The organism is Clostridium nigeriense, from assembly GCF_900086595.1.
In the GTDB taxonomy this organism is placed as follows: domain Bacteria; phylum Bacillota; class Clostridia; order Clostridiales; family Clostridiaceae; genus Clostridium; species Clostridium nigeriense.
Genome location: NZ_LT575472.1, coordinates 3,712,234 through 3,736,772 on the forward strand (window position 1 = coordinate 3,712,234; position 24,539 = coordinate 3,736,772).

Sequence of the window (24,539 nt, forward strand, 5' to 3'; positions counted from 1 at the left end):
GTTTTTTAGCTATAGTGTTACAGCTAAATTAAATCCATCTCTTACTGCATCTCCTATTAATCTTACAGTTTTACAATCTCCTATTAAATGATGTACTATTCCTGCTTCATTTAATTTATTTGATAATTCATTTTCTGGTTTTGCTCCAATTGCAACTACTACCATATCACATGACATTTCTTTAATTTCATCAGCATGCTCAACCTTTATATGATCTTTTTCTATTGACACAAGCTTATGTGATTTAAAAATTTCTACATTATGATCTGCAAGATTCTTAAACATAATGTCCATGTTAGTTGCTTTTTCGCCACCTAAAACTTTATCACTTAGCTCAACTACAAAAGCTTCCTTATTCTTTTCTGCTATATACTCTGCAGTTTCAATACCTACAAATCCAGCTCCTATAATTGCAATTTTACCTTCTAATTCTTCACTTCCATTTAGAACATCCCAAGCTGATACAACTCTCATATTTTCAATTCCATCAAATTTAGGAACTATGCTAGTTGCTCCTGTAGCAATTATTACTTCATCACAATTAAACTCTTTTATAAGTTCTACTGTTGCTTCTACACCTGTTTTAATTTCTACATTAAGACGTTTTATTTGCTTTGAATAGTATTCCATTAATCTTTCCATTTCAGATTTATTTGGAGGAGCCATAGCTATGTTTAATTGTCCAAATAGTTTATCTTCTTTTTCTAATACTGTAACCTTATGTCCTCTTTCAGCTGCTACGCATGCTGCTTCAAGTCCTGCTACCCCTGCACCAACTACTAATATATTCTTTTTCTTTTCTGCTTCTGTTATTAGAATTTCTTCTTCTAAACCATTAATAGGATTAATTGAACATGCTATACTTCCATGTGCAAGTAATTTATCTGCACACCCTCTATTACACATAATACAGTATCTTATTTCATCTTCTTTTCCTTCTAAAACCTTTATTGGCCAATTAGGATCTGCAATTAATTGTCTTCCTAACGCAACTATATCAGCCTTATTAGTATCTAATATATCTCTAACCATTTCTGGTCTTAATATTCTACCAACACAACTTACTGGAACTGTTGCAACTGATTTTATTTCTTCTGCTAAATCTAAGAAACATCCATAAGGTTCTAATCCCATTGAAGGTATTGTATTTATTAATGCTCCATGATTTGCAAGAGCTACATGGAATGAATTAACACCCTTTTCTTCTAACCACTTAACTAATATTTTAGCTTCTTCTAATGTTGGACCACCAAAACCTTTTCTTGGATTCATTCTAATAATAGACATTTTATAATCTATTGCCATATCAGGTAATACAGCTCTTATCTTGTCCATAACTTCTAATACAAATCTTGCTCTATTTTCAAAAGAACCACCATATTCATCTGTTCTCTTATTTAAAATAGGTGAACAGAACATACCTATTAATCTATCTCCATGTAGTTGTAACATATCATATCCAGCCTTTTGAGCTCTTACTGCTACATCAACAATTAAATTTTGTATTTTTTCTATTCCAGCTTTATCAACTTCATTTACAAATTCATTAAATAATCTATGATGAAGCTTCATTGCTGAAGGCATTCCATTTACTTTTGCTTCATTCATTATTATATCTGGATCTACTTCTGGATAAAATATTTGTGCTGCTATTTTACTTCCTTCTTTATGCACAGCATCTGTTAAACTTTTATGTCCTTCTATTAATCCATCATGATGAAGTGTTGGAGTTTTTGAAAAAGCTGCAACTGCTGAAACATCTCCAATTACAATTAATCCAGTTCCACCCTTTGCTATTTCTCTATAAAATTCTATTGCTTTAGGAGTAATAATACCTCCTCTTTCTTCAAAAGAAGTAGTTAATGGTGGAAACATAATTCTATTTTTTATTTCCACATTTCCAATTTTAATAGGTGTAAAAATATTCATAAAGCACTCTCCTATTCAACTTTTATTTCAAAAACTGAAATATTAATATCATTATATCACCTTAATAAATTTATTTCAATAATTGAAATAAATTTATTAATCTTTTATTATTCTTTTATGCTATAATTTTTATAAAATATTTAAATCCATTATGGAGGGGTAATTATGCTAGTAAATAGATTAATAGACATGAACTTTGATGAAAATAAAAAATATAAAGATTGGTTTGGAAAACCTTTTAATATTAATGATCAGATTATATCCTTAAAAAAAGAAGAAAAAATAGTTTTATACTATCTATATAAATATGGAGAAAGTACTATGGGAGATATTACTTCTTCATTTGAATTTGCTCATAGTACAACAAATTATGTTGTAAAAAGTTTAGAATCAAAAGATTTAGTTTATATAAATCCATCTAAAAATGATAATAGAGTTAGACTAATAAATTTAACTTCAAAAGGTCACGACTTACTTATCTTGTTAATGGATCATTTAGAAAAAATGTCCTTAAAAATTGTATCAGATATATTACCAATATTATGTGATAACTTAATAGATGAACTTACTATGGAAGAGCAAAACATTTTAGATAAATTAGTAACTAAAATTAACTGCTCAATTGAAAAGATTTAACAAAAAAAGCTATCAACTGAATCTAAAATAAATTCTAATTGATAGCTTTCTTATTATCCTAATGGTTTAACTTCTACTATTTCAAAGAAAGTTGTATTCTCATTTGATTTTCCTTCTGTCTTTTTCTTTAATTCATCTATTTTATCTTTATCTTCAACTAATTTTATAACTAACCTAGCACCCTTATTTCTTTCAAATTTATCTGTTGCTGTTGCATCATATTGATAGAATGAAACTACTGCTATCTTATTTCTTTTTAAATTTTGTAAAGTTTGATTTTCTGATATTCCAGCCATTGCATAATTTTCGTCAATCATACCGAAACCAAATATAGCTAAATTTGGTGAACCATCTTCATTTGTAGTTGCATATGTAAATGTTCCAGTTCTAGCATTAACTGCATCTACTAATTCTTGACCTTTTAAAGAACTTTGTTCATAGAAAGCTTTAGTTGATGCTTTTGATATACTATCAACACTTGCATTTTCAATAACTACTCCTGTATTACTATCAGACTTGTTTCCACATCCTGTTAAAGAAAGCGCTATAGCTGTCCCACATAATAATGCAATCAATCTTTTATTCATTATAAATCCCCCTAAATATTGTTCTTTCGCTGTTACAAAAAAATTATATCAAAAACTGAAATATTTTTCAACGATTTCATTGTTATTTTTTAAACAAATTTTATGGAAATATTTTCAATTGTAAAATTTCCTTATTTGTGTAAAATCAGTATTTATAATAAACTAATTTTACACAAAATAAAATAAATTAAAAAGAGTTGTGATAATTAATCAAAAATTTCACAACTCTTTTCCCTACTTATATTCTCTTCAATAGCACACAACATTCTACATGACTAGTATGTGGAAACATATCTACCGGCTGTACTTTTTCAGTTTTATATCCTTTTTTCTCTAATATCTTCAAATCTCTTGCTAAGGTACTTGGATCACAAGATACATATACCACTCTCTTTGGTTTTGCTTCACCAATTGCATCTAAAAGTTTTATATCGCATCCCTTTCTTGGAGGATCTACGACTATCACCTCTGGTATTATTCCCTTTTCTATTAAACTTGGTATTACTTCTTCAGATTTTCCTACGAAAAATTCAGCATTATCAACATTATTAATCCTAGCATTTTCTCTAGCATTTACTATAGCTGGTTCAATTATTTCAACCCCATATACTTTCTTTGCTTTTTGAGAAAGAAAAAGTGTAATTGTTCCTGTTCCACAATAAGCATCAAAAACAGTTTCTTCACCTGTTAATCCAGCATATTCAAGTGCCTTTGAGTATAATCTCTCTGTTTGTACAGGGTTTACTTGGAAGAATGATAATGGTGATATATTAAACTTAAAGTTTTCTATATAGTCAGTTATAGTATCTGATCCCCATAATGTTATACATTCTTCTCCTAAAATAACATTTGTATTCTCACTATTTACATTTAAAATAATACTTTTTATACCATCTATATTGTTTTTAATTTCATTTATAAATTCATCTATATGTGGTACATTCCTTTTTGTGGATACTAATACTACCATAACTTCTTTAGTGGTAAAACCCTTACGTATCATTATATGTCTTATTAATCCACTTTCATTGAAAATCCCATCAATACTAGCAGGTTGGATATTATATTTTTTCATCCAGTTTCTTATTATACTTGTGACCTTATCTGCTATTTCATCTTGAATTAAGCAAGTTTCTAAATCAATTATATTGTGACTTCTTGGTGCATAAAAACCTATATTTAATTCTCCCTTTACTAAGCCAATTGGCAATTGAACCTTATTTCTATATCTTTCTGGATTCTCCATTCGTATTGGGTAATTAACCAATTCATTATTTAATCCACCAATTTTTGATATGCAATCCTTAACTCGTTCAAATTTATAATCTAACTGCTTTTTATAATTCATATGTTGAACTGTGCATCCGCCACATCTTTTATATAAAGCGCATTTTGGTTCTACTCTATCCTTTGAAGATTCAATTACTTCTAGTAATTTTCCATAAGCATAGTTTTTCTTAGTTTTTACTATTAAAACCCTAACTTTTTCTCCTAAAATAGCACCTTCTATAAATATAGGATATCCTTCTATTTTAGCTATACCTTCACCTTCATACCCTACACCTATTATATCTAATATATATTCATTGTTTTTTTCAACCAAATTATTCACCTCTTAAAACCTTGTAAATTTAGTTATTTCTAAAGTTTCATCTAATAATAGCATAAAAATATTTAAATTACAAAAAAAATAGGCATCAATTGATGCCCAAATCCAGAATTAGTTGCCATTTAATTCCATAATAATATTATTACATTATTCATTTCATAATATACATTATAACTTAAACTTTATCAATATATTTGTTAACATTTTGTTAATTATCTTATTTTAAATAAAATTTATACTTATTTAATACAATTTTATAACTAAATTATATCTTTTATTATTTTATATGATAATGATTTTCATTTATTTCTATATAATAAAAAAAGAAGCTTTATTTTAAAGCTTCCTTTTTTATTATATTATTCAATTACACTAATCTTTAATAGGTTAGTTGCACCAACTTCATGTACTGGAACACCTGCAGCTATTACTACTGTATCTCCTTTAGTAACAAATCCATGTTCTTGAGCAACCTTAACTGATTCTTCCATCATATGATCAGTTGATTCCATTTGTCCTGAAACAACTGGATAAACTCCAAAGCATAATGCTAATTTCTTAGCTACTTTTTCATCTGGAGTAACTGCAACTATTGGACAATCTGGTCTACATTGAGATAATCTTCTAGCTGTTGCTCCACTTTGAGTTGAAGAAATTATAGCAGATGCTTTTAATTCATAAGCAGCATTTGCAGCAGCCCTTGAAATAACTCCTGCTATAGCTGGTATATGCTTAGTAGCCTTTGAAGTAGCTATTTCATAGTTTAATTGTTTTTCAGCTTCTATAGCTATCTTAGCCATAGTTTGAACTGCTTCTACTGGCCAATCTCCATTTGCTGATTCTCCTGATAACATTATAGCATCAGTTCCATCATATATTGCATTAGCAACGTCTGATACTTCAGCTCTTGTTGGTCTTGGATTTCTTATCATAGAATCTAACATTTGAGTAGCTGTTATAACTGGCTTTCCTGCATTATTACATTTTTCTATTATCATTTTTTGAACTGCTGGAAGTTTTTCCATTGGTATTTCAACACCTAGGTCTCCTCTAGCAACCATTATACCATCAGAAGCTTCTAATATAGCATCTATATTATCAACACCTTCTTGATTTTCTATCTTTGAGAATATTTGAATATGTTCTCCACCATTTTCAACTAAAACTTTTCTTATTGCTTCAACGTCAGCTGCTTTTCTTATAAATGATGCTGCAACTAAGTTAACACCTATTTCACAACCAAATTTTAGGTCAGCTATATCTTTTTCAGTTAAAGCTGGTAATTTAATTGATACTCCTGGAACATTAACTCCTTTGTGAGTTCCAACAAAACCTGTATTCATAACTTTACAGTTTATTTTGTTTCCTTCAATTGATTCAACTCTTAATCCTACTAAACCATCATCAATTAATATAGTATCTCCAGGTTTAACATCATTTGCTAATCCTTCATAAGTTACTGTACATTGAGTTGTATCGCCTACAACATCTCCACCTGCATATATAGTAAAATCATTACCTGATTTTAATTCAACTTTCTTAGGTTCAAATTTTCCAGTTCTGATTTCTGGTCCTTTAGTATCTAGCATTATAGCTATTTCTTTATTGTGCTTCTTAGCTAATTCTTTTACTAAGTTTATTCTAGTTGCATGCTCTGCATGATCTCCATGGGAGAAGTTGTGTCTTGATGCATTCATTCCTGCTTCAATAATTTGTGATAATATTTCTGGGCTTTCACTAGCTGGTCCTACAGTACAAATCATCTTAGTTTTTCTCATGTAATAACACTCCTTTAAGTATAATATTTTAGGCTTATTTTGACTAAATATAGTCATATATATTTTGAGTAATAAATCAAGGTTATATAGTCTAAGATGAAATTTCGTTTGCTATTTCAAATAATTTTTCATCAAATTTTCTATCTAATGCTAAAGCTTCATCTATATCTTGATCAATTATCTCGTTATTTCTAATTCCTATAACTCTTGAAGTCTTTCCTTCTAAAAGAACTTCAACTGCTCTAGATCCCATTCTTGAAGCCAGTACTCTATCTGTAGCTGTTGGGCTACCACCTCTTTGAATATGTCCTAAAACTGTTGCTCTTGTTTCAATTCCAGTAACATTTTCAACGTGCTCTGCTAGAGCTTGAGCTCCACCAACACCTTCAGCTAATAATACTAGATTATGGATCTTACCATTTCTTTTTCCTTCTAAAATTACTTTGCAAAGTTCATCTTTGTCAAAACCTTTTTCAGGTGTAATTATATATTCAGCTCCTCCTGCTATACCTGCATATAAAGCTAAATCTCCACAATCTCTTCCCATAACTTCAACTATTGAAACTCTTTCGTGAGAAGTTGATGTATCTCTAATTTTATCTATTGCATCTATTACTGTATTTAAAGCTGTGTCAAATCCAATTGTAAAATCAGTATAAGTTAAATCATTATCTATAGTTCCTGGTAAACCTACAGTTTTAACACCTAACTTTGATAAAAGTTTAGCTCCTGTAAATGAACCATCACCACCAATTACTACTAAGGCATCTACACCATAAGCTTTTAATATTTTAGTAGCTCTAATTCTTACTTCTTCTTTTTTAAATTCAACGCATCTAGCTGTTCTTAATACAGTACCACCTCTATGGATGATATCTGATACTGATGATCTATCCATTGGGAATAATTCACCATTAATTAAACCGCTATATCCTCTTTGAACGCCCATTACTTCAATACCATGATGTAAAGCAGTTCTTACAACAGCTCTTATTGCTGCGTTCATTCCTGGAGCGTCTCCACCACTAGTTAAAATAGCTATTTTTTTCATGTTGTTTCCTCCTTAACACCACTGGGACAAAGGTTGTCCCACTTTTTGTGGAATTATCCATTTTTTATAAACTATAATAATTTAAATTTTTACCATATTAATTAGTTTTTTTACTAATTTTTAATCACCTTATTTATTGTACTTGCTTACTTAATTTTATGCAACTAAAATAAATACAATAATACGATTTTTATCGACTTTTTTATACCTTATAGCTTATATTATACCCTAAATTAATGCCATTTATCTATGAATTAATAAATTTTTCTTAATTAGTTTTTGTAAATTTTTTCATTTAGTTTTTTATCAATTTAATTTAGATTTAAATATAAATAATTGAATAATTCTTAATTTTTTGATAAAACTGCTAAAATATTAAAAATAATAATAAAATCTACAGATGCTAAATTCATAGATAAAATTTCTTTTTAGCATCTGTAGACTTTCTTATCTTTATTCTATAACCTTAATGTTCTCTTCACCTATTAATTCTTTCAAATAAATCACAGCATCAGATTCTAAATTTATCCATATATCCCTTGGCATTCTATAATTTTTTCTATCACTTTCTGTAAATAAGTAAACAGTAGTGTCTCCTTTATAATAATCAGGTATATTTCTTAATTCTTTCATTAAAGCTTTTCCTTCTTCTAAATTCTTAGCCCTTAAATAAACCTTAGAGGTATTAATTTTTTCTAAAGGTTCAATGCTTTCACAAATTAATTTTGGAAGCTCATCTTCCTTTATATTTACTCTTCCTTTAATTACTACTAAAGCATCTTCTTTTAAGCTTTCCCTAACTTTATCTAAGGTTTTAGGAAATACTATAACTTCAATTATTCCTGTTAAGTCTTCAAGTTTTAAGAATGCCATCATTGTATTATTTCTAGTTATTTTTTGATTGTATTCTGCTATTATTCCTCCAAGTATTACCTTTTCTTCGTCATGAATTATGTCTTCTGGTAAATCACTTGGATTAAAGGTATCCTTAATTATTTCATAGGACTTATATACCTTTTCTATATTAGTTGATGTTTGAACTTTTAAACTATCTGCATATTCATCTAAAGGGTGACCTGATAAATATAATCCTGTCATTTCCTTTTCCATAGCTAATAAATTTTTCTTAGCAAACTCTTTAATATTTGGGTAATTTACTTCTGGAAGTTCTAACTCTTCTTCTAGTCCAAATAAGCTTATTTGCCCGTCTATATTTCTTTTCTTTTCACTAGCTACCCCATCCATTAACTTTTCATACACAGCTAATAGTTTTGATCTATAAACATTAAAACCATCTAAAGCTCCTGCCTTAATCAAACTTTCAATAGCTCTTTTATTTACAGCAGATAAATCTATTTTATTTATAAAATCTATAAGAGATTCAAAGGCTCCCTTATTATTTCTTGATTCTACTATAGTTTCTACAACATTATAACCAACATTTTTTATAGCTGCTAATCCAAATCTTATTTTATCTCCCTTAACTGTGAATTTAGAATAACTTTCATTAATATCGGGTGGTAAAACTTGTATTCCTAAACTTTCAGCAAAGGCAATATAATGAGCTACTTTTTCACTTGTACCCATAACTGAATTAAGCATAGCTGCTATAGTTTCTACTGGGTAATATTTCATTAAATATGCAGTTTGGTATCCTATAACTGCATATGCTGCTGCATGGGATTTATTAAACGCGTAACTCGCAAAGTCCATCATTTGATCAAATATCTTATTTGCAGCTTCTTCTGAAATTCCATTCCTCTTACAACCAGGAACTTCTACATTACCATTTTCATCCACTACACCGTAAATGAAGTTTTTACGCTCTTCTTCCATAACCTTGTGTTTTTTCTTTGACATGGCTCTTCTTACAAGGTCACTTCTTCCCATTGAATATCCAGCAAGCTTTCTTACTATCTCCATAACCTGTTCTTGATAAACCATAACGCCATAAGTAACATTTAATATATCCTCTAGCTCTGGCGCCACATAATTAACCTTATCAGGGTTTTGTTTACACTCTACATACCTTGGAATTTCAGCCATAGGACCTGGTCTATAAAGAGATATACCTGCAATGATATCTTCTAAACAATCTGGCTTTAATTCCTTCATAAATGATGTCATACCTGCTGATTCTAATTGGAATACTCCTGCTGTTTTTCCCTCTCCAAGCATTTTATAAACTGCTTTATCTTCAAAGTCTATCTTATCTAAATTTATATCTATCCCTTGGTTTTCTTTAATCATTTTAACTGCATCGTTCATAACAGTTAATGTTCTAAGTCCAAGGAAATCCATTTTAAGCAATCCTAACTCTTCTAATGTTGTCATATCAAATTGTGCTACTATAGAATCTTCATTCTTCTGAAGAGGTACATATTCAACTAATGGCTTAGATGCTATTACAACTCCCGCTGCGTGAGTTGACGAATGTCTTGGAAGTCCTTCTAAGTCCTTACTAACATCTATTAATTGCTTTACTCTTTCTTCATTATTATAAGCAGCTTTAAGCTCTGGATTTATTTCTAGTGCTTTATCTATAGTTATTCCTAGCATAGTAGGAATCATTTTAGCAATTCTATCAACTTCTGCATAAGAATAGTTCATAGCTCTACCTACATCCCTAATACAAGCTCTAGGGGCCATTGTTCCAAATGTTATAATTTGTGATACATTATTTACTCCGTACTTATCTACAACATAATCTATGACTTCCTGTCTTCTTTCATAGCAGAAATCCGAATCTATATCCGGCATACTTACTCTTTCAGGGTTTAAGAATCTTTCGAATAGCAAGCTATATTTTATTGGGTCTATTTTGGTTATACCTAATGTATAAGCAACTATTGAACCTGCAGCAGATCCACGCCCTGGCCCAGTTGGTATTCCATTTTCATTTGAAAATCTTATAAAATCCCAAGTAATTAAGAAATAATCTACATACCCCATTTGCCTAATTACTGATAACTCATATTCTAATCTTTCAATATATCCACAGGCTTCTTCATTATTTTTATAATAATCCACAATTTTTTCAACATTTAGTGGTTTATTCTGAAATTCCTTAAATACTTCATATCTTTCTATAAGTCCTGAATAGCAAAGATTCTTTAAATACTCAAAAGGTTCTATCCCTTCTGGAACTGGAAACTTTGGTAATTTAGATACATGAAATTCATAATCAAAATTACACTCTGCAGCAATTTTAGTCGTATTCTCTAAAGCTTCTGGTATATAAGAAAACATATCCCACATTTCTTCTGGAGACTTTAAATAAAACTGATCTGAAGGATATCTTCTTCTATTTGGATCATCAACTGTCTTACCAGTTTGAATACACATTAAAATATCATGAGAGGCTGAATCTTTTTGATTTATGTAATGTACGTCATTAGTTGCAACTAATGGTATTCCAGTTTCCTTTGATAACTTAATGTTACCTTCTGTAACCTTTCTTTGCTCATCCATTCCATGATTTTGTATTTCTAAATAAAAACCCTCTTTAAAAATGTCATTATATAAAAGAGCTACTTCTTTCGCTTTGTCATAATTATCCTTAAGATGCCAATACTGAACCTCTCCCCCTAAGCATGCACTTAATGCTATAAGCCCTGTACTATGCTTTCTTAAAAACTCATGATCAACCCTTGGCTTATAATAAAAACCTCTAATAGACGCCTCAGATACTATCTCCATTAAATTTTTATATCCATCTTCATTTTTAACTAATAAAACTAAATGATGAGTACTATTTTCTTTATCATTTAACTTTATATCCATTGATTTTGCAGCTACATAAACCTCACAACCCAATATAGGTTTTATTCCTTGTTCCATAGCCTCCTTATAAAAATTAACACATCCATACATAACACCGTGGTCAGTAATAGCAATACTGTCCATTCCTAACTCTTTAGCTTTGCTTATTACCTTTTTAATTTTTCCTGAACCATCAAGCAAACTATATTCTGTATGAAGATGTAAATGAGTAAATTTTTTTTCCAATTAAACACCCCCTTGACAAGCACTACGTGCTTGTAATTAATAATTGTAAATTAAGAATGCATAATTAAGAAGTAATTTGTACCAAATTACCATAATTAAAATTTAGAAACTCAGCTTGCTGAGTTTCATCATAAATTATCCATTCTCCATTGTCTAATAAGTTCCTGATCTTATTTCTTCTGCTATTTTTTCTATTTTTCTTAATCTATGATTAATACCAGATTTACCTACTGGTGGATTTAGCATTTCGCCAAGTTCTTTTAAAGATTCATCTGGATAGCTTAGTCTAAGTTCAGCTACTTCTCTTAAATTTTTTGGTAATCTCTGAAGCCCTATTTCTCTTTGTATGAGTTTTATACTTTCAACCTGCCTAACTGCTGCATTAACTGTCTTGCTTAAATTAGCTGTTTCGCAATTTACAAGTCTATTTACATTGTTTCTCATTTCCTTCATTATTCTTATATTTTCTAGTTCTAATAAAGAAGTATGGGCACCTATAATACTTAAAAGATTAGAAATCTGCTCTCCTTCTTTTAAGTAAATTATAAAGCTATTTTTTCTTTGTATAACCTTAGAATTTAATCCAAAAGTATTAATTAAAGCACATAAATCTCTAGCATATTCTTCACTATGTGTTACAAACTCTAGATGATAGGTCTTTTCAGGGTTACTTATACTTCCTCCACCTATAAAAGCGCCTCTAATATATGCTCTTTTCAATTCATCTGAATTAACCATTTCCTTATCTATTCTATAGTTTAACGTTAGAACTCCTTCAATTTCTGAAAGTATCCCCGTATCTCTTAAAAGATCCCTAACCCCCATAGACTCTTCAATAAGAACCATATATATATTGTTCTTTTTTAAAGAGTTGCTCTTTTTAACCATTAATTTTGAATGTATATTAAAATGCTCTTTAAGCAAACTAAATATATGCCTTGCAGATGCCGGATTTTCAGTAGTAATTCTAAAAGATAATCCTAACCCATTAAATGATATTGTTCCACTTACCTTCATTATTGCCGAAATTTCAGCTAAAGCTTCATCTTTGGTCAATTCTGAATATCTGCAAATTTCTCCTTTTACTTTTGATGAAAATGACATATTGCCTATTTCTCCTTATTTACTATTCTTATCATGTAATTATAACATAAATAATAATAAAAATTTAGATGTAAATTCTAGCTTAAAACTTTAAATATATATCTCTATTACTAAGAAATCTTCCACTACTCTTGCATAAATAGTTCCCTTGTATTTTTTTATTATTTTCTTTACATTAAACAATCCATAACCTCTACCTTCACCCTTACTAGAAAAACCTTTTTTAAAGAAATTTTCTATTTCTCTAGAATCTATATTTAACCCTGAAATATTATTTTTAACCTGTATTTTATATCGTTCAAGCTTTCTTATATCTAATTTTATCTTTTTTTTATTTGAATTTTTAGTTGCCTCAATAGCATTATTTAATAAGTTGCTTAAAATTATGGTTATTTCAGTATCATCAAGATATGAGCCTTCTATATTTGATTTTATTTCATAACTTAAATTGATTCCTAGCTGCTCACATTCAACCAATTTACTATATATAACAGCCTTAACTATAGTACTTTCTATATCTAAAACTTTGCTAAAAACATTTTTATTTTGTATATGCCCAATATAATTGCTAGCTTTTTCTTTAATTTCAGGTATTGTTTTAGATACTTGAATCATAGAATAAATCATATTAATATGATTCTTATATTCATGTTCACTTGCTTTCATGCTTTGGATTATTTCGTCTAGAAGTGGATTATAAGTACTTTTTATTTCCATATTCTTATTTTTTAATATGCTTTTATGTATTGTTCTATAAAAACTTATATTAAAAAATATATTAACAAAAATTAATGCATTAATTTGAAGTGCTATATTATTATATAAAATTCTATTATCATAGACCATTTTAAATATCATAAATAATATGAATATGTTTAAAGTAATAATAGAAATTAAAATATTATCTTCAACATATTTCTCAAAATCTAAATCTTTTTTCTTTCTATAGTCTTTTAAAAATATCATTATACAAACTATACTAATAGCATAAATTATTAAATGTAACACTCTGTATTCTTTTGTTTTTCCTGTAAAAAAATAAATTAAGGTTATAATGCCATTTTGTAATATAAAACTAATTGTAGTAGATATAAATATTTCTGTTAAAACTAGAATATTATCCTTTTTATCTACATATGCTATAGCACTAATTTCAGCTATTAGTAGAATTAAAAAACTAATTATCCCATTAATACTACTAAATTTATAGAAAAGCACACTACAAATCATAATTATTATAGAATAAAGTATGTACTTTTTATTCTTTTGACTGTTGAATAATTTGTCATATAATAATACATTAAGCATCATTTCAACAAAAATACCTATAAGTTCCATATTAAACTTCCTCTTCTTAAATATTATATATTTTTAAACATATTTTAACAAATTACAACATTTTTTTCTATATATTCATAAATTAATTATTATATTACATTTTTTAACACAAAATTTAAAGGGTTGTTACAAACAACCCTTTTTAATTTATATATTAATTTCTACTTTCTTTACTTTTTCTTTCTCTTTCCTTTATCTTTTGAGAAACATACATATATTCTATAATCTTCTTTCTATCGTATAATAATTTTTTCTCCATTATTGTATCTACAAGTACTTCTGCTAAGTATTCAGAATCATGCTTAACATAACCCTTTTCTATTTTAGCTAAAGATGCTTCTATTACCTCTACACCTAAACTCTTAAGTTCTTTTCTATCTAATTCAACCAACTGTGAATTATCCTTTAAGTATCTTTCTTTTATATCTAAAGGAATATCCCCTCTATTAGCAATTACATAATCAACTATTCCTCTACCGCCATATTTCTTTAATATTTTTATATGATCAGAAGCCTTAAACCCATGAGTTTCACCAGGCTGGGTCATTATATTTGATATATAGATTTTAATTGCATCGCTTTTCCTAATATTTTCTGCAATATCTTTAACTAAAAGATTAGGTATTACACTTGTATAAAGACTCCCTGGTCCTAATACTATAGCATCAGCTTCTTCAATAGCTTTTATAGCATCTTGAAGAGGTTTTGCATCCTTAGGTTCAATCATTAATTTTTTTATTCTTGAATTTTGTTTTATAGCCTCTTCAGGAATTTGGGATTCTCCCTCTATCCTACTGCCATTTTCAAGTTCAGCCACCAACTTCATATCTTCTAATGTTACAGGTAAAACCTTACCTGTAACTGCAAGAACCGAGCTCATTTTTTGAACAGCATCTTCAAAGTTTTCACTAACTCCATCCATAGCAGCTAAAAATAAATTACCAAAACTTTGATTTTTAAGTCTTCCATCAGTAAATCTATATTGAAGAAGTTCTTCCATTAAAGGCTCTGTATCTGCTAAAGCTAAAATACAGTTTCTTATATCTCCAGGAGGTAACATACCCAAGTCTTCCCTTAAGGCTCCTGATCCACCACCATCATCTGCCACTGTTACAATTGCGGTAATATTAGAAGTATAGTATTTTAATCCTCTAAGCATTGTAGATAATCCTGTTCCACCACCTACAACTACTATTTTAGGTCCTTTTACTAATAGCCTTTTTTCATATATTAGATTTTCCATTTTTCTACTATCTAATGATAAATGTATATATCCCTTATTAGTTAAAGCAATTATTGATTTCATACTTTCAACAACTGAAATATATATTACTAAAACTCCTGTTATATTTAAAAATATATAAAATATTTTATAATAAATATCATAAACCCTTCTTACTGCTAATTCAGTAAAGCCAAAAGCAATTAAAAGAATCCCAAATATTCCAAAGAAAAACCATCTTTTTATTTTAACTCCAGGTTTTAACCACTCTTTAATACTCATAGCTTCTTAGCTCCTTGATGTACATCTTCTCTAATATCTCTATGTTCAACGGATATATTATAATTCCTATTTGCTAAACTTTCATATAATGCATTAGCTATAGCAACTGATCTATGTCTTCCCCCAGTACATCCTATAGATATAATAAGTTGTCTTTTTCCCTCCTTTTTATAGTTAGGTATTAAAAACTCTAATAAATCATCAGTTCTTTTTATAAAACCTTTGGTTTCTTCTTGTTGTAATACATATCTTCTAACCGGTTCATCATTTCCTGAATAAGGTTTAAGTTCAGGAATATAAAATGGATTTGGTATAAATCTAACGTCAAATACTAAGTCTGAATCTACTGGTATTCCATATTTAAATCCAAAGCTTAAAATAGTTACAGAAAGTTGTTTTTGGGGCTGTTTTACATCTCCATAATTTTTAGTCATTTCTTCTCTTAAGTCTTTTATTGCATATTTAGAAGTATCTATTATTATATCTGCCCTATCCTTTACTTCTCTTAGCCTTTTTCTCTCTTCATTAATCCCAGTAATTATTCTACTTCCAGGTGCTAATGGATGACTTCTTCTAGTTTCCTTAAATCTCTTAACTAAAACTTCATCAGATGCATCTAAAAATAATATTTCATATTTAAAATCTTGTTTCTTTAAATAAATTAAGCTTTCAAATAAATCATCAAAGAATATACCCCCTCTAATGTCTATAACTAAAGCAACTTTATCTATCTTACCTTGGCTTTGTACACAAGCCTCTGCAAACTTTGGTATTAACTTTGGTGGAAGGTTATCTACGCAAAAGTATCCCATATCTTCAAGACTTCTTGTTGCCTCTGTCTTACCTGCTCCTGATAATCCTGTAACTATTATAAATCTCATGATGCTACCTCCCTAAATATTTAGTCTGTTAATTTAATTATATCATATTCACCTTATTAATTTAATCATAAAGGTAATCTCTTTATACTTTTCTATACGTAAAAAATAGGGTTGCTACAAACAACCCTATTTTTAATTGTGCTTTAGCACCTATCTCTTTCTTCTATTGCCTCTTTAAGAAGATTAGTAAACTCTAAATTCTGTTCATTTGTTCCTAAACTAACCCTTATCCACCCTGGCATATCTAATAAATATCCCGGTCTTATTATATATCCATGTTTTAATAAATACTCATGTATAGGTTTATCATCACCATTAACATTTACCATTATAAAATTAGCCTGAGATTTTATAAAATCAAGACCAATTTTTTCAAACTCGCCATATAAAAATTCTCTTTGTTCTTCATTAAAACTTTTTACTTTACTTAAGAATTCATCATCCTGTATTGCAACAGTTGCTGCTTTTTGAGCAAACAAATTAACATCAAAAGCATTTATCACTCTATTCATATAATCTACAATTTTTTCATTAGCTATTCCATAACCAAATCTTAAGGATGCTAAACCATAAGCCTTTGATAAAGTTTTTAATATAATCATATTAGGATAATATTTTAAAAGTTCTAATGAATTTGGATATTCCTCTGAAGTAACATATTCCCCGTAAGCTTCATCCATAACTATTATTACACTGCTTGGGATTCTATTTAAAACTCTATCTAATTGGCTCTTTGTAAATATTCCTCCAGTAGGATTGTTAGGATTACAAAACCAAATTATCTTTGTTTTATCATTTATTGCTTCAACCATTGCTTCTAAATCTAAGGCATTATTTTTTAATGGAATCTTAACAGCCTTTGCTCCCATAAGTTTAGTATTACTTTCATATCTTGGAAAAGTAATTTCAGCCATTATGCTCTCATCATTTTTATCTAAAAAAACTCCACAAATTACATTTATTAAGGAATCGGATCCTGCCCCACAAAATATCATATTTCTATTTATATCAAGTTTATTACTTAAGGCTTCCTTAAAATCAAATGATGCTGCATCTGGATACATATTCATTTCATTAACTAAATCTACCATAAGCTTTTTAACCTTATCCGAAGTACCCAAAGGATTTTCATTAGAAGCAAGCTTAACTACTCTACTTATTCCATACTCCCTTTTAACTTCATCTATAGGCTTTCCTGATACATATTTACCTAATTTCTTTACTTCTTCTCTAACTCTATATTCCATACTACATGCCCATAACTTATGGGCTCCCCCCTTTGTTAATTATTTATTGCTTAAAATAATTATATATAAGTTAAGAAAAAGTTTCTATACTACTTTTCAAATATATTTCCTAGAGTTCCAAGAATACTTCCTTCATCAACTGATCTCCCCATATTCTGTGGAGCCGATGCATATACTCTTGATGCAAGCTTGCTGAATGGAAGACTTTGAATCCAAACATCCCCTGGACCAGTTAATGTAGCAAAAAATAATCCTTCCCCTCCAAAAACAGCATTTTTAATTCCTCCTACAAATTGAATATCATAACGAACATTTTGAGTCATAGCAACTAAACAACCAGTATCTATTTTTATAGTTTCTCCAGGCATTAAACTTTTTTTAACTATAGTTCCCCCAGCATGTATAAATGCTAACCCATCTCCCTCAAGTTTTTGTAATATAAATCCTTCGCCTCCAAAGAAGCCAGTTCCAAGTTTTTTAGTAAATTCAATTCCAATGCTTACTCCTTTAGCACAACATAAAAAAGAATCCTTTTGACATATTAGCCTTCCTCCAAGACTTCTTAAGTCCATAGGTAATATTTTCCCGGGATAAGGAGCCGCAAAGGCTACTCTTTGTTTTAGCATCCCTTCATTTGTAAATGCAGCCATAAATAAGCTTTCACCTGTTATTACTCTCTTAGCTGCACTTCCTAACATTCCAAAAAAACCGCCACTTTTAGATTTTTCACTACCATCTCCAAATATAGCATCCATTGTAACGCTATTGTCCATCATCATCATTGCCCCTGACTCAGCTATAACAGTTTCCCTTGGATCTAATTCAATTTCTACAAATTGCATTTCATTCCCCTTAATTTCGTAATCAATATTATGAGACATTCTTATTTCTCCTCCTCTAAAATTTATTAATTATCATTATGAAATCTAATCATATCTATCATTACTAAAAGCCCAATAAAAAATGTTGTATGTGATTCATCCATCACTTCAAGAAAATATCTATCTCTTCCAAAGGTAAACTCTTTATCTATTGTTCCTATTGTTAGTCCATTTCTTTTTATTTCGTAGCTCCTACCTAGTATACTGGAACTTTCCATATTCATGACTCCAACAATTCCTGTTATATCATATTCAGGAACCATAAATTCTTTCTTTATTGTAGCTATTTCTCGCATATTTTCATCAAATGCAATATATTTATGTGCGCCAAACCTAATTTGTTGTCTCATATATAATACTTTCCTATTGTTTAAATCATATAAGCTTATATTTTTGCCTATATCAAACCTATCAGCTTCTGCAACAAAAATTTTATTATCATTTTCATCATAAACATCAAATTTGGCTCCAATTGAAAGTAGTCTTTCTTTAACATAAAATTTTCTCATAAATTATCCCCCTAAATATTTTTAATTAACTTTAAATATAGTATATTATACCACTTAATTCCTGTCAACACTTTTATAAAATTTACTTATATTATAAATATTACAACTGTATGGTAAACTTCCAATATTTGCTACACACAAAAAAGAGGAATTCATTATAAATTGAATTCCTCTTTATACTTAAAAATTTTATTTTTTATCTTCACCTATTATTCTAACTTCAGGATGTAGTTCAACACCAAATTGATTCTTTACTTCATTTTGAATATATGCAATTAAATCTAATATATCTTTAGCTGTTGCATTGTTCTTGTTTATTACAAATCCAGAATGCTTTTCTGAAACTGCTGCACCACCTATGCTGTATCCTTTTAAACCAGCATCTTGTATAAGTTTTCCTGCATAATACCCAGTAGGTCTTTTAAATGTACTACCTGCTGAAGGATACTCTAGTGGTTGTTTAGATTCTCTTTTACATGTTAAATCATCAACTATTTCTTTAATCTTTCTAACTTCACCGCTTTTTAAGTTAAATCTAGCAGATAATACAATATAATTTTTTTTCATAACTATAGAAGATCTATATCCTAATTCTAATTCATTCTTAGATAGTACTTTTATTTCTCCATTATTATCTATTACTTCTGCACTTTCGATTACATGAGAAATCTCACCATCATAAGCTCCTGCATTCATAAATACAGCTCCACCGACAGTTCCCGGAATCCCACAAGCAAATTCAAAACCAGTTAAGGAATTTTCTAATGCTGCATTTGATACGTCCTTAAGCATAGCTCCACATTCTGCCTCAATAGTTTCACCATAAATATTTATGTTCTTAACTTCATTTAATTTTATAACTACCCCTTTAACCCCACCATCTTTTACTAATAAGTTAGATCCATTACCAACTACAAAATAAGGTATATTATTTTCTTTGCATATTTGTATGCTTTTTATAACCTGATCTTTATTTTCAGGAATTAAAAGGATGTCTGCTGGTCCACCAACTCTAAAATGAACATATTTCTTCATTTCAGCATTAAGAATAACATTCTCACTTTTGTAAAACTCTTTAAATAAACCTTCAAATATTTTATATTGATTCATACCTAACTCCTTATAAATAACCTCGTAATATCGTCTCTCATAATTCAAATAATACTTAAGTTCCTCTAATATCTATTAATACCTTAAAATAGTATAAATTAAAAATACCTAATAAACAACCCATTAATCATATATTTGTATATTATAATGATTTTGTAACCTTTTTGTTACTATTTGTTTGTATTATTAAAGTAATCTAGTATACTATTGGCAGCCTTTTTGTCTATACTTGGTGTTTCTAATAATTCATCATATGTAGCAGACTTTATTTTTTCTACACTTCCAAATTTCATTAATAAATTTCTTCTTCTTTTTTCTCCAACATTTGGAATATCCTCTAAAACAGAATGTAATGTTCTTTTATCTCTTAAAGTTCTATGATAGGTAATAGCAAATCTATGAACTTCATCTTGTACTCTTCTAATCATTTGCATTAAATTTGAGCTTCTATTAATTATAAGCTCTTGATTATTATAAATAATTCCCCTAGTTTGATGTTTATCATCTTTAACTAATCCACAAACTGGAATATTTATATTTAGTTTTGCTAATACTTCTAGGGCCACATTTATCTGTCCCTTACCACCATCCATCATAATTAAATCTGGAAAGCTTGAAAATTTACCACTTGAAAAGCTTAATTGCCTTTCTTGAATCTTTTTTATTTCTTCAAGTCCATGAGTAAATCTTCTTTCCAGTATTTCTCTCATACTGTCATAGTCATTAGCACCTTTAACTGATCTTATCTTAAACCTTCTATAATCGCTATTTTTAGCTCTGCCTTCTTCAAATACTACCATAGTCCCTACTGAATCTACTCCTTGAATATTTGATATATCATAGGACTCTATCCTAAATGGTGGCTCATCTAAGTCTAATAATTCTTGCAATTCCTCTAAGGAAATTCTATTTATTTCTTTTTCTTTAAAGAATTTATCTTTAAATTGCTCCAAGGTAATCTTTGCATTGTTTTTTACCATTTCAAGCATATCTTTCTTTTGTCCTTTTTGTGGAACCTTAATCCATGCCTTAGCTCCTCTTTTAATAGTTAAAAAGTCTTCTATAAGTTCTGGATCTTCAATATCTGGTAAATATATTGTTCTTGGTACCTTTGCTGTACCTCCATAAAATGAAGTTATAAAATCTTCTAGAACCTCTCCTATTTTTTCATCAGCAGTATTATCAAAAATAAAGTGCTCACGTCCTGTAATCTTTCCATCTCTTGAAAAAAACACTTGAATACAGCTATCCTTTTCATCTTGATATATATTAATAAAATCTTCGTCGCCTTCCATAGTTTTAAATATTTTTTGTTTCTCAACAATTGCATCTATGGCAAGAATTTTATCTCTAATTTTAGCCGCTTTTTCAAACTCTAGATTACTAGAAGCTTCCTCCATTTCATTTTTTAATGCATTTACTATGGTTTTATCCTTACCATTAAGTATATCCATAATATCATTAATCATATCAGCATACTCTTCTTTTTTTATATATCCTGCACAAGGTGCAACACATTTTTTAATATGGTAATTTAAACACGGCCTAACCTTTTCTCCATTTTCCTTAATGATAAGCTTACAAGTCCTTATTGGAAAAATCTTATTTATTAAATTTATAGTTTCATAAACTGCTGTTGCATTGGTATAAGGGCCAAAATATTTAGCCCCATCCTTGGCATATTTTCTAGTTACAAAAACTCTTGGATAATCATCATTTGTTGTAATTTTTATAAAAGGATAAAACTTATCATCCTTTAATGCAATATTATATCTTGGACTATATTTCTTTATTAAATTACATTCTAAAATCAAAGCTTCCATTTCCGAATCTGTAACTATATATTCAAATTCAGAAATATTTTTAACCATAACCTTTACTTTTTCTGAATGATTTTTAGAATTTTGAAAATAGCTTCTTACTCTATTTCTTAATATCTTTGCTTTTCCTACATATATTACTTCGCCAAGTGAATTCTTCATTATGTAAACACCAGGCTTATCTGGCAAGTTTTTTAAATGATATTCAAAATCAAACATCCTACTTCTCTCCTTAATTTTCACTTTGCAATATAAATTCTATCACTAGTATAATAATTTGCAATTAACAATAAAAAAATTTTTATTATTAATTGCAAATTATCTTTAGAAAGGTGAATTAAAGTCTTCAAATCTAGGCCAAGTTTCATCTTCTCGCTCTACTTCTACTTTATCTATATTAAAATTCCACGGGATACTTAAAGAACTCCAATGTACTCCACCTCTTAATTCTCTTATAAAAGGTTTCGTTACTTTATAATAAATCAAAGCTTGTTTATCTCCCTTAATATAATATCCATGAGCACATCCAGAAGGAACATATATTAAATTCTTATTATCTTCATTTAAATCTAATGTTACATATTTACCAAAAGTTTTAGATTCTTTCCTTAAATCTATAACTACATCTTGTATTTCTCCCATAATACAAGTTACTAGTTTATCATGCTCCTCCGGTGGCAATTGAAAATGCATTCCTCTCACTACCCCTGGTTTAGCAATAGCATAGTACTCTTCTTTAAATTCTGTACTTAGTCCATATATATTAAATTGTGTATCACTAAAAACCTTTATAAGGTCGCAAGTGCTTTCCATGAGAACAGTTGGTGTTATTAAGTAGCATCCTTCCACATCTAACTTTTTTACTCTAAACATATATTAATTATCTCCTTTTATCTTAAAAGTTTAAAAATTAACCATAATTTAATATATGATTTTAATTTTAAAGAGTGAAGGAGAAAAAGTTAATTTTTGTAGAAAAAAAGGTTGTAACATTACAACCTCTTTAAACTTATTTGCCTAAAATAGCAGTCCTTACAACTTGTGAAGCTATATTAGCAGCTGAACCAGCGCCATTTTCACCTTCTTCGACAATTACAGCAACTGCAATTTGAGGATCATCTACTGGTGCTAATGATATAAACCATCCATGAGGTATCCCTTCTGAACCATCTTCTAGCATGTAATCAGCAGTTCCAGTTTTTCCGCCTGCATTAGTACCTTCAAAAGCTGGCCATCTATATATATTGTTTGATACTAAGTATCCCATATAATCCTTTATTGTAGTAGCTATATCTTTAGATATAATATTTTCCTTTAAAGTTTTATTAGGAATTTCTTTAATGGTGTTTCCAGCCTTATCTACTATCTTGTTTACTAACTTAGGTTCCATTAACACACCATCATTTGCTACTGTAGCTGCAACTAATGCCATTTGTATAGGTGTAGATAATACGCTACCTTGCCCTATACCACTTTGTGCTATATTACCAGCTTCATAATCTTTTAACGCTGGAAATCTACTTTCTGGTATTGTTAAGCCTATTCCATTAATTCTTGAATTAAATCCAAACCTCTCAGCTACTTCCTTAAGCTTTGCATTTCCCATTTCCATTGCTAACGTACCAAATACAACATTACTAGAAACTCTATATGCCATTTGTAAGCTTAAGTCTCCATGTGCTTGATTCATATAGTTATTTAATGCAGTTCCATCAGGAAATGAAATCTTTCCTGTATCACTAAAGGTTCTATTTGCTATACTAGGATCATTTTCTAAAGCTGCAGCTAAAGTTACCGTCTTAAATACTGATCCTGGTGGATACTTACCATCTACAGCTCTATTTAATAATTTGCTTTCTTTATCAACTCCAGAATTTGCATCTTCAATAACTTGCTCTAAGTTACTTGGATCATAAGTAGGCTTAGATACCATGGCAAGTATTTCACCAGTTTTTGGATTTAAAGCAACAACTGCTCCTTTTAAATTACCCATAGCATCATAAGCTGCTTTTTGTATATCGTAATCTAAGGTAGTTACCAATCCATTTCCTATCTTTTCTTCATCTCTATTTTCAAAAGCACTTTTTAAATTAAAATCCTTAAAAAAGTTTCTTATTCCATTGGAAAATCCATTATATTTTGATAGTTCACTATCAAATTCCTCTTCTAATCCAGTGATACCAAATCTCTCATCTATGTATCCTAAAGCATGAACATATAAATCTCCATAAATATATTCTCTACTTTGATTAAACTTATCTATTCTTACACTATTGGTTAAAGGCTCACCATCTCTGTCATAAATTGTTCCTCTTAGGACTTCATTTCTCTTTGCCCAAAGTCTTTTATTGCCTGAATCATTTGCTATATCAGGCCCTTTAAAAACCTGAAAATATGCTATATATGATATTAAGGCTATAAAACAAAAAAGGAATATAACCATAATGTTTCTTACACTTTTTGATAAATCGTTCATAAACTCCTCCTGGCTTCATTAAAGCTGTTAAAAAGATTAATATAAAAGGAGTATTGAAATTAATATCAATA

At 29.1% G+C, this 24,539-nt stretch carries 18 protein-coding genes; 1 reads left to right on the plus strand and 17 read right to left on the minus strand.

The genetic code is table 11. The annotated features are described in order from the left end of the window. Positions 1–9: 9 nt before the first annotated feature. Complete coding sequence (gene bilR, locus BN6774_RS17640; protein ID WP_066896151.1) at positions 10–1,929, minus strand: bilirubin reductase, long form; 1,920 nt, start codon at positions 1,927–1,929, stop codon at positions 10–12. A 165-nt stretch (positions 1,930–2,094) separates the two neighbouring features. Here bilR and BN6774_RS17645 point away from each other — a divergent pair, with 165 nt between their 5' ends. Then, complete coding sequence (locus tag BN6774_RS17645; RefSeq protein WP_066896154.1) at positions 2,095–2,565, plus strand: MarR family winged helix-turn-helix transcriptional regulator; 471 nt, start codon at positions 2,095–2,097, stop codon at positions 2,563–2,565. Positions 2,566–2,618: 53 nt separating this feature from the next. Here BN6774_RS17645 and BN6774_RS17650 read toward each other — a convergent pair whose 3' ends face one another. The 16 genes from BN6774_RS17650 to BN6774_RS17725 all read right to left on the minus strand — a co-directional run bounded on the left by BN6774_RS17650 (position 2,619) and on the right by BN6774_RS17725 (position 24,468). Beyond that, positions 2,619–3,152, minus strand: coding sequence for a pyridoxamine 5'-phosphate oxidase family protein (locus BN6774_RS17650; protein WP_066896157.1), 534 nt, complete (start codon positions 3,150–3,152; stop codon positions 2,619–2,621). A gap of 238 nt (positions 3,153–3,390) precedes the next feature. Further along, positions 3,391–4,755, minus strand: coding sequence for a 23S rRNA (uracil(1939)-C(5))-methyltransferase RlmD (rlmD, locus tag BN6774_RS17655; protein ID WP_066896160.1), 1,365 nt, complete (start codon positions 4,753–4,755; stop codon positions 3,391–3,393). A 365-nt stretch (positions 4,756–5,120) separates the two neighbouring features. Next, positions 5,121–6,539 (minus strand): pyruvate kinase, encoded by a 1,419-nt coding sequence (gene pyk, locus BN6774_RS17660; RefSeq protein ID WP_066896163.1) that lies wholly within the window; start codon positions 6,537–6,539, stop codon positions 5,121–5,123. Positions 6,540–6,630: 91 nt separating this feature from the next. Next, on the minus strand, positions 6,631–7,590 hold the full coding sequence (pfkA, locus tag BN6774_RS17665; protein ID WP_066896166.1) for a 6-phosphofructokinase: 960 nt from the start codon (positions 7,588–7,590) through the stop codon (positions 6,631–6,633). 453 nt (positions 7,591–8,043) lie between these two features. Further along, positions 8,044–11,598, minus strand: coding sequence for a DNA polymerase III subunit alpha (locus BN6774_RS17670; protein ID WP_066896169.1), 3,555 nt, complete (start codon positions 11,596–11,598; stop codon positions 8,044–8,046). A 153-nt stretch (positions 11,599–11,751) separates the two neighbouring features. Further along, positions 11,752–12,702 (minus strand): DNA-binding protein WhiA, encoded by a 951-nt coding sequence (whiA, locus tag BN6774_RS17675; protein ID WP_066896172.1) that lies wholly within the window; start codon positions 12,700–12,702, stop codon positions 11,752–11,754. Between the two features lie 90 nt (positions 12,703–12,792). After that, complete coding sequence (locus BN6774_RS17680) at positions 12,793–14,040, minus strand: sensor histidine kinase (protein ID WP_066896175.1); 1,248 nt, start codon at positions 14,038–14,040, stop codon at positions 12,793–12,795. Between the two features lie 154 nt (positions 14,041–14,194). Continuing rightward, positions 14,195–15,544, minus strand: a complete 1,350-nt coding sequence (locus tag BN6774_RS17685) for a gluconeogenesis factor YvcK family protein (RefSeq protein WP_066896178.1) — start codon at positions 15,542–15,544, stop codon at positions 14,195–14,197. Next, positions 15,541–16,425 carry an RNase adapter RapZ gene (gene rapZ, locus BN6774_RS17690; protein ID WP_066896181.1) on the minus strand — a complete coding sequence of 295 codons (885 nt, stop codon included), beginning with the start codon at positions 16,423–16,425 and terminating at the stop codon, positions 15,541–15,543. The genes BN6774_RS17685 and rapZ overlap by 4 nt, the downstream gene beginning before the upstream one ends. A gap of 143 nt (positions 16,426–16,568) precedes the next feature. After that, positions 16,569–17,672, minus strand: a complete 1,104-nt coding sequence (gene hisC, locus BN6774_RS17695; RefSeq protein WP_066896183.1) for a histidinol-phosphate transaminase — start codon at positions 17,670–17,672, stop codon at positions 16,569–16,571. 89 nt (positions 17,673–17,761) lie between these two features. After that, positions 17,762–18,553: a TIGR00266 family protein gene (locus BN6774_RS17700; RefSeq protein WP_066896187.1), complete on the minus strand. Its 792-nt coding sequence runs from the start codon at positions 18,551–18,553 to the stop codon at positions 17,762–17,764. 26 nt (positions 18,554–18,579) lie between these two features. After that, positions 18,580–19,062, minus strand: coding sequence for an LURP-one-related/scramblase family protein (locus BN6774_RS17705; RefSeq protein ID WP_066896190.1), 483 nt, complete (start codon positions 19,060–19,062; stop codon positions 18,580–18,582). 189 nt (positions 19,063–19,251) lie between these two features. Further along, positions 19,252–20,172 carry a UDP-N-acetylmuramate dehydrogenase gene (gene murB / locus BN6774_RS17710; RefSeq protein WP_066896192.1) on the minus strand — a complete coding sequence of 307 codons (921 nt, stop codon included), beginning with the start codon at positions 20,170–20,172 and terminating at the stop codon, positions 19,252–19,254. Positions 20,173–20,342: 170 nt separating this feature from the next. Next, on the minus strand, positions 20,343–22,211 hold the full coding sequence (gene uvrC, locus BN6774_RS17715) for an excinuclease ABC subunit UvrC (protein ID WP_066896195.1): 1,869 nt from the start codon (positions 22,209–22,211) through the stop codon (positions 20,343–20,345). A gap of 105 nt (positions 22,212–22,316) precedes the next feature. Then, complete coding sequence (locus BN6774_RS17720; protein WP_066896198.1) at positions 22,317–22,865, minus strand: dTDP-4-dehydrorhamnose 3,5-epimerase family protein; 549 nt, start codon at positions 22,863–22,865, stop codon at positions 22,317–22,319. A gap of 136 nt (positions 22,866–23,001) precedes the next feature. Further along, complete coding sequence (locus BN6774_RS17725; RefSeq protein ID WP_066896201.1) at positions 23,002–24,468, minus strand: peptidoglycan D,D-transpeptidase FtsI family protein; 1,467 nt, start codon at positions 24,466–24,468, stop codon at positions 23,002–23,004. Between the last annotated feature and the right edge of the window lie 71 nt (positions 24,469–24,539).

What these genes read in the sequence shown, in the direction of transcription:
- BN6774_RS17645 (WP_066896154.1), top strand. Translation starts at nt 2,095, where the DNA reads ATGCTAGTAAATAGATTAATAGACATGAACTTTGATGAAAATAAAAAA.
- pfkA (WP_066896166.1), bottom strand. Translation starts at nt 7,590, where the DNA reads ATGAAAAAAATAGCTATTTTAACTAGTGGTGGAGACGCTCCAGGAATG.
- murB (WP_066896192.1), bottom strand. Translation starts at nt 20,172, where the DNA reads ATGAATCAATATAAAATATTTGAAGGTTTATTTAAAGAGTTTTACAAA.
- BN6774_RS17720 (WP_066896198.1), bottom strand. Translation starts at nt 22,865, where the DNA reads ATGTTTAGAGTAAAAAAGTTAGATGTGGAAGGATGCTACTTAATAACA.
- BN6774_RS17685 (WP_066896178.1), bottom strand. Translation starts at nt 15,544, where the DNA reads ATGAGTATTAAAGAGTGGTTAAAACCTGGAGTTAAAATAAAAAGATGG.
- BN6774_RS17705 (WP_066896190.1), bottom strand. Translation starts at nt 19,062, where the DNA reads ATGAGAAAATTTTATGTTAAAGAAAGACTACTTTCAATTGGAGCCAAA.
- whiA (WP_066896172.1), bottom strand. Translation starts at nt 12,702, where the DNA reads ATGTCATTTTCATCAAAAGTAAAAGGAGAAATTTGCAGATATTCAGAA.
- BN6774_RS17725 (WP_066896201.1), bottom strand. Translation starts at nt 24,468, where the DNA reads ATGAACGATTTATCAAAAAGTGTAAGAAACATTATGGTTATATTCCTT.
- rapZ (WP_066896181.1), bottom strand. Translation starts at nt 16,425, where the DNA reads ATGAGATTTATAATAGTTACAGGATTATCAGGAGCAGGTAAGACAGAG.
- hisC (WP_066896183.1), bottom strand. Translation starts at nt 17,672, where the DNA reads ATGGAATATAGAGTTAGAGAAGAAGTAAAGAAATTAGGTAAATATGTA.
- BN6774_RS17680 (WP_066896175.1), bottom strand. Translation starts at nt 14,040, where the DNA reads ATGGAACTTATAGGTATTTTTGTTGAAATGATGCTTAATGTATTATTA.
- bilR (WP_066896151.1), bottom strand. Translation starts at nt 1,929, where the DNA reads ATGAATATTTTTACACCTATTAAAATTGGAAATGTGGAAATAAAAAAT.
- uvrC (WP_066896195.1), bottom strand. Translation starts at nt 22,211, where the DNA reads ATGTTTGATTTTGAATATCATTTAAAAAACTTGCCAGATAAGCCTGGT.
- pyk (WP_066896163.1), bottom strand. Translation starts at nt 6,539, where the DNA reads ATGAGAAAAACTAAGATGATTTGTACTGTAGGACCAGCTAGTGAAAGC.
- BN6774_RS17700 (WP_066896187.1), bottom strand. Translation starts at nt 18,553, where the DNA reads ATGTCTCATAATATTGATTACGAAATTAAGGGGAATGAAATGCAATTT.
- BN6774_RS17650 (WP_066896157.1), bottom strand. Translation starts at nt 3,152, where the DNA reads ATGAATAAAAGATTGATTGCATTATTATGTGGGACAGCTATAGCGCTT.